This is a genomic window from Hyalangium sp. (assembly GCF_035629615.1).
Taxonomy (GTDB): domain Bacteria; phylum Myxococcota; class Myxococcia; order Myxococcales; family Myxococcaceae; genus Hyalangium.
This window is the reverse complement of the sequence record NZ_DASPHO010000130.1, coordinates 1-6,151: the sequence shown is the minus strand read 5'-3', so window position 1 is coordinate 6,151 and position 6,151 is coordinate 1. Positions and strand designations below refer to the sequence as shown.

General features: G+C 69.3%; 3 protein-coding genes and 1 pseudogene. 2 read left to right on the top strand and 2 right to left on the bottom strand.

Annotated features, from left to right (window positions below):
• Positions 1–1,547 (top strand): annotated as a pseudogene (locus VD972_RS06420) (serine/threonine-protein kinase PknK); the annotation flags it as partial.
• Positions 1,540–4,155 carry a serine/threonine-protein kinase gene (locus VD972_RS06415; protein WP_324982295.1) on the top strand — a complete coding sequence of 872 codons (2,616 nt, stop codon included), beginning with the start codon at positions 1,540–1,542 and terminating at the stop codon, positions 4,153–4,155. The pseudogene VD972_RS06420 and the gene VD972_RS06415, both read left to right, overlap by 8 nt.
• A 30-nt stretch (positions 4,156–4,185) precedes the next feature.
• Here the strand turns inward: VD972_RS06415 and hisS are convergent, their stop codons facing one another.
• Both hisS and asd read right to left on the bottom strand, forming a co-directional pair.
• Positions 4,186–5,448, bottom strand: coding sequence for a histidine--tRNA ligase (gene hisS / locus VD972_RS06410; protein ID WP_324982298.1), 1,263 nt, complete (start codon positions 5,446–5,448; stop codon positions 4,186–4,188).
• Positions 5,449–5,474: 26 nt separating this feature from the next.
• The coding region (gene asd, locus VD972_RS06405) for an archaetidylserine decarboxylase (protein WP_324982292.1) at positions 5,475–6,151 on the bottom strand (677 nt) is incomplete at its 5' end.

The following is a 6,151-nucleotide window of genomic DNA, read 5'->3' as shown; positions in this document are numbered from 1 at the left end:
TGCGGCACCTCGTCGTGCTGGAGGTGGTGCAGCCCCAGCCGGGCGGCCGGTTCCCCAAGGAGTCGGAGTACCGCTTCCGCCACGCGCTGGTACGGGATGCGGCCTACGGCCTCGTGCCGGATGATCTCAAACCTCTGGGGCATCGGCTGGCGGGCGTCTGGCTGGAGCAGGCCGGGGAGTCCGATCCCCTGGTGCTGGCCCGGCACTCCCAGCTTGGCCAGGAGCGGGCGCGGGCCGTGCACTTCTTTACTCGCGCGGGGGAGCGGCTCTTCGAGCGTCACGATCTGGGGGCTGCCCAGCAGTGCCTGGAGGCCGCGCTGTCCTGCCAGCCGGAGGGCTCGGACATCCTCGCGCTGCGGGCACTGGAGGCCTCCATCGCCTTCTGGCGGGAGGACTTCGAGCGCTCGTTCGCCGCGGGCAGCGAGATCCTGCCCAGCCTGGCCGCGGGCAGTGCCTCGTGGAGCCGGGTGATGGGTGGGCTGCTGCTCGCGGGCGCGCAGAGCGGCCGGCACGGAGAAGTGGCCCGGCTGGGCCAGCTCCTCTTGAGCAGCTCGCCGGATGTCCACGCCGGCGCCATCTATATCGAGGCCGCCTGCTTCCTGTCCGCCATGAACACCTGGGCTGGCCAGAAGGCGGGGGCTACGGCCGTCCTGGATCGCATCCGCTCGGTCTCCGCCAGCTTCACGGCGCTGGATCGAGTCGCGCAGGGCTGGACGTGCTCCGCGCAAGGCTACTTCGACCATTTCCTCTCGAACCGGCCCTGGCAGAGTCTGGCGCAGGCGAAGGAATCCGAGCGGATGTTCCGCGAGGTGGGCTCGGACCTCAATGAGACGGCCGCGCAGGCCCTCATGGGCCTGGCGCTGGAGGCCCTGGGCGAGGTGGATCAGGGCATCGAGGTTCTGCGCAAGGCCCTGATCGTCTGCCAGCAAGGGGGCCACCGGTATGCCGCCGCCGGCACCCGCATGCATCTGCTCCTGGTCCTGTCGAGCAGCCCCGCGTCAGGGCACCCGGAGGAGGCAGGCCAGCTGGCGCGCCTGATCCTGGAGACGGAGAAGCCCAACCTCCTCCACCAAGGCATCGCGCACGTGGCCCTGGGACGAGTGGCCCTGCGCCAGGGAGAGCTGAGCACCGCGGAGGTCCAGTCCCGCCGTGCGTGCGACCTGCTGGCCGTGCTCATTCCCTTCTATCTGATCGCGTGCAGAAGCCTCTGCACGACGCTGCTGGCACAGGGGCGCGCCGCGGAGGCTCGGGAGGTGGCGGAGCGTGGCGTCGGGGCGCTGGAGCAGATGGGCGGAGAAGGCTCAGGTGCCGTGGGGACGTGGCTGTCTCTCGCCGAGGCCTGCCTGGCCCAGGGGGACACAGCGGTGGCGGACAAGGCCCTGCGCAAGGCTGGGCACAGCCTCGCCCTGCGCGCCAAGGATGTCACCGACCCTGCGGCCCGCGAGCGCTTCCTGACCCTGGTGCCCGAGAATGCTCGCACGCGGGAGCTGGTACGCCAGCGCTGGGGCCCGGACTGGGAGAGCGAGTTTCCAGGGTCCCATGGCTGAGTTCTACGAGCTGGCTCCAGGGACGCTCCTCGCTGACCGCTTCACCGTCGAGGCCCTGGCGGGGCATGGCGGCATGGGGACTGTGTACCGCGCACTGGACGCCCGGTCTGGACGGCGTGTCGCGCTCAAGCTCCTTCACGCCGTCACCTCGCCGGAGGCCGTCTACCGCTTCAACCGGGAGGCCGTGCTGCTCGCCGAGCTCCGCCACCCCGCCATCGTCTCCTATGTGGCCCATGGCAGCACCCGGCGAGGCCAGCCCTTCCTGGCCATGGCATGGCTCGAAGGCGAAGATCTGGCACAGCGCATGAGGGCCAGGCCTCTTCGGCTTCCGGAGACCGTGGCCTTGCTGCGCCGCGTCGCCGAGGCCCTCGACTTCGCCCACCGGCTCGGCATCATCCACCGCGACATCAAGCCCTCGAACCTGTTCCTGCGCGAGGGCCGCGCCGAGGATGGGGTCGTCCTGGACTTCGGCCTCGCCCGCTATGCCATGCCCACTCTGGTGGGGGTGACGCGGAGACAAGGTGCGATCGGCTCTCCGGGCTACATGGCCCCCGAGCAGGCCTCCAATCAGCCCGAGATCCTCCCCAGTGCGGACATCTTCTCTCTGGGGTGCGTGCTGTACGAGTGTCTCACCGGCCAGTCGCCCTTCGCCGCCCCGAACTTCGTCGCCGCGCTGGACAAGCTCCTGTTCTCCCACCCGGCGCCGCTCCACACGCTGCGCGCGGGCCTGCCCCCGGGCCTGCAGGTGTTGGTGGATCGCATGCTGGACAAGGATCCGCAGCGACGGCTGCCGGATGCCGCCAGCCTGCTGACCTCTCTCTCGGCGCTCGAGTCGATCCCGGATCTGCTGCTACCAAGCCCCCAGGCAGAGGCTGCTCGTCCTGGTGCCACTGAGCCAGAGCCGCGGCTCGTCAGCGTCCTGCGGGTGGCCATGCCAGCCGCTGCGGCCCAGGCGAGCACGGAGCCCGCACGGGAACGGGCTCTGCCAGACACGCTGCACACGGCCCTCAGGTCGTACGGAGCCCAGGAGGAGATCCTGGCGGATGGCTCACTTCTGGGCGTGCTGGTGCTGGAGCGTGGCACGGCGGCCGATCAGGCGACGCTCGCGGCCCGCTGCGCCCTGACGCTCAAGGAGCGCTGCCCGGAAGCCCGGGTGGTCGTCGCCACCGGCCTCGGCGTCTTCCAGAAGCACCTGCCGGCAGGTCCTGCCACGGAGCGGGCGGAGGGGTTGCTGGGACACCTCGCAAAGGAGCCCGCTAAGGAGCCCGCTTCTGCCTCCTCCGTTCTCTTGGATGACGTGACCGCCGGACTGTTGGGTGCTGGCTTCCAGGTCGCGCGCTCCGCTCGGGGGATCTTCCTGCTCCAAGGCGAGCGGGGAGAGACCGATGGTTCCCGAGCGCTGCTAGGACGCCCTACCCCTTTCGTGGGCCGTGAGCAGGAAGTGGCGTTGTTGGATCTCACGCTCGCCACGTGTGTCGAGGAGCCCACGGCTCGGGCCATGCTGGTGACAGCCCCCGCCGGCACAGGCAAGTCCCGGCTCGTGCACGAGTTCCTCCATCGCCTCGAGCAGCGCGGGCAGTCCGGGCTGGTGCTCCGGGGCTGCGGGGATCCGCTCAGTGTGGGGACTCCGTATGGCGTTCTGGGCCAGACGCTGCGGCGCTTGTGTGGGATCGACAAGGCAGAGAGCCTGGAGACGAGCCGTGCTCGGCTGCTCGATCGCGTGGCACTGCACCTGCCCGGTGAGCAGGCACAGACCGTGGCGATGTTCCTGGGCGAGCTGTGCGCCGTCTCCTTCTCCGAGGAGGACAGCACTCCGCTCAGCGCCGCACGGAGCGACCCGCGGCTGATGAGCGCGCAGGTGACCCAGTCGCTGGTGACCTTCCTCGCGGCCGAGTGCGCACGCGGCCCGGTGTTGCTGGTGCTGGAGGATCTCCACTGGAGCGATGCGCCCACGATCAAGCTGGTCGACGAGCTGCTGCGTGAGCTGTCGGAGCAGCCTCTCATGGTGTTGGCGCTGGCACGGCCGGAGGTGAAGGATCTTTTCCCCGGACTCTGGTCACGCTTCCTGCAGGAGCTGTCGCTGCGCGGGCTGAGCCAGAAGGCCAGCACCCGGCTGGCCCAAGAGGTGCTGGGCACTCGAGTCCCTCCAGACGAGGTGGCCCTCCTGGTGGAGCGGTCCACAGGCAATGCGCTGTTCCTGGAGGAGCTGATCCGCAGCGCGGCCGAGGGCTCCAGTGAGCAGACACCTGGGTCCGTGCTGGCCATGCTCGGGTCGTCGCTGCAACGGCTGGGGCCGCTCCCTCGGCGGGTGCTACGAGCCGCCAGCATCTTCGGTTCCACCTTCTGGCTGGGCGGGGTGAAGGCGTTGCTGCAGCGACAGCTCTCCGAGGAGGAACTGGAACAGGTCCTGCGGCAGTTGGTGGATCTGGAAGTGGTGCAGCGCCAGTCAGGCGGTCGTTTCCTGAGGGAGATCGAGTACCGCTTCCGCCATGCGATCGTGCGTGACGCGGCCTTCAGCCTGGTTCCCGACAGCCACAAAGCTTCGTGGAAACAGCTGGCGGGCAGCTGGCTGGAGAAGGCCGCGGAGAGGAGTCGCAGTCCTCGGTGAATCGCTTAGCCCGAGAGGATACCCCCCTCTCTATCCCTGCGGCGCGGCGCGCACAGTCTGCGCCACCTCGGTGAGCGCCACGGGGATTGGCTCACCGCCCGCCATGGGCTTGAGCTGCGCCTTGCCGCTCTCCCGCTCCGCCTGCCCGAGCACCAGCGCGAAGCGCGCCTTCGTCTTGTCCGCCCGCTTCATCTGGCTCTTCAGGCTGCCGCCGCGCGTGTCGAACTCCACTCGCAGCCCCTCGCGCCTCAGCTTGCTGGCCAGCGTGAAGGCCGCGTCCGCTGAGCCCTCGTCCGCCACCGCGATGAACACGTCCGGAGGCGCGCCGTACTTCTGCCCGCCCTCCTTCAAGAGCAACGTCAGCCGATCCAGCCCCAGCCCGAACCCCACCGCCGGCAGATCCGGCCCGCCCAGGCTCTTCAGCAGCTTGTCGTACCGGCCCCCGCCGCCCACCGTGCTCGCCGTCCCCAACGCCGGGTGCGCCGCGATGAACTCGAACGTCGTGCGCGTGTAGTAGTCCAGCCCTCGCACGATCTGCGAGTTGATCACGTAGCGCACGCCCAGCGCGTCCAGCTTGCGCTTCACCTCCTCGAAGTGCGCCTTGCAGGGCTCGCACAGGAACTGGAGGATGTTCGGCGCCGACCGGACCACTGCCTGGCACTTCTCGTTCTTGCAGTCGAGCACCCGCATGGGGTTGTTCTCGAGCCGGCGCTGGCAGTCCTCGCACAGCTCCGCCCGGTGCGCCGTCAGGTACTCCACCAGCTTCTGCTGGAACGCCGGCCGGCACGCGTCATCCCCGAGCGAGTTCAGGTTGAGCGAGACTTCCTTCAGCCCCAGCGCCTCCAGCAGCTGCACCACCAGGTCCATCAGCTCCACATCCTGCGCCGCCTCGCGCGAGCCGATGGCCTCCGCCCCAATCTGGAAGAACTGCCGGTAGCGGCCCGTCTTCATCCGCTCGTACCGGAACATCGGGCCGATGTAGTACCAGCGCGTCAGCGGCTCCTGGTTCGCCACCGAGTGCTCGATGAACGAGCGCACCGCGGGCGCCGTGCCCTCCGGACGCAGGGACAGGCTGCGGCCGCCCTTGTCCTCGAAGGTGTACATCTCCTTGCCGACGATGTCCGTCTCCTCGCCCACGCTGCGCACGAAGAGCGCCGTGTCCTCCACCACCGGCGTGCGGATCTCCCCATAGCCAAACCGGGAGAACAGCTCGCGAGCCGTACGCTCCACGTGCTGCCACACCTCCACCGGTGCCATGTCCCCGCCCAGCTCGCCGGGCAGGAGATCGTTCATCCCCTTCACACCGCTGATCTTCTGGCTCACACGATCTCCCCGATGCGCCGCCCCAGCCGCACCACTTCCTCCGGCTGCAGGGTGTCGGCCCACTTCACCCGCTTGGGCTCGAACAGCAGGATCACCGTGGAGCCCATCTCGAAGCGCCCCAGCTCCCCGCCCTTCTCCACCGGCAGGTGCGTGTCGTAGGTGTGCACCTTCCCCGGCTTGCCCTCGTGGGTGAGGATCTCGTCGTACGCCGCCTTGATGCGTGACACGCACGTGGCCCCCACCTTCACCACGGCGCACTTGCCCGCCACCGTGTCCAGGTAGGTGACGAGCCGCTCGTTCACGCAGAACAGCGACTGCTTGTTCTTCACCGACGCCGGGTTCACCGGCCAGAACTCGCCCGGAATGTAGGCGTAGCCCGTGATCGTCCCCGCCAGCGGGGCGTGGATGCGGTGGTAGTCCCGCGGAGACAGGTACAGCGTCGTCCAGGCGCCACCGTGGAACGGCGCCGCCGCCTCCTTGTCCCCCAGCAGCTCGTCCACCGTGTACTCGATGCCCTTGGCCTGCAGGCACCGCCCGTTGTCCGAGTAGCCCACCTGGGACACCCGCCCGTCCACCGGCGACACCACCACCTGCTCGCCCGCGTCGATCGGGCGCAGGCCCGGCTTCAGCCCGCGGGTGAAGAACTCCGCGAAGGTGGAGTAGCGATCGAAGG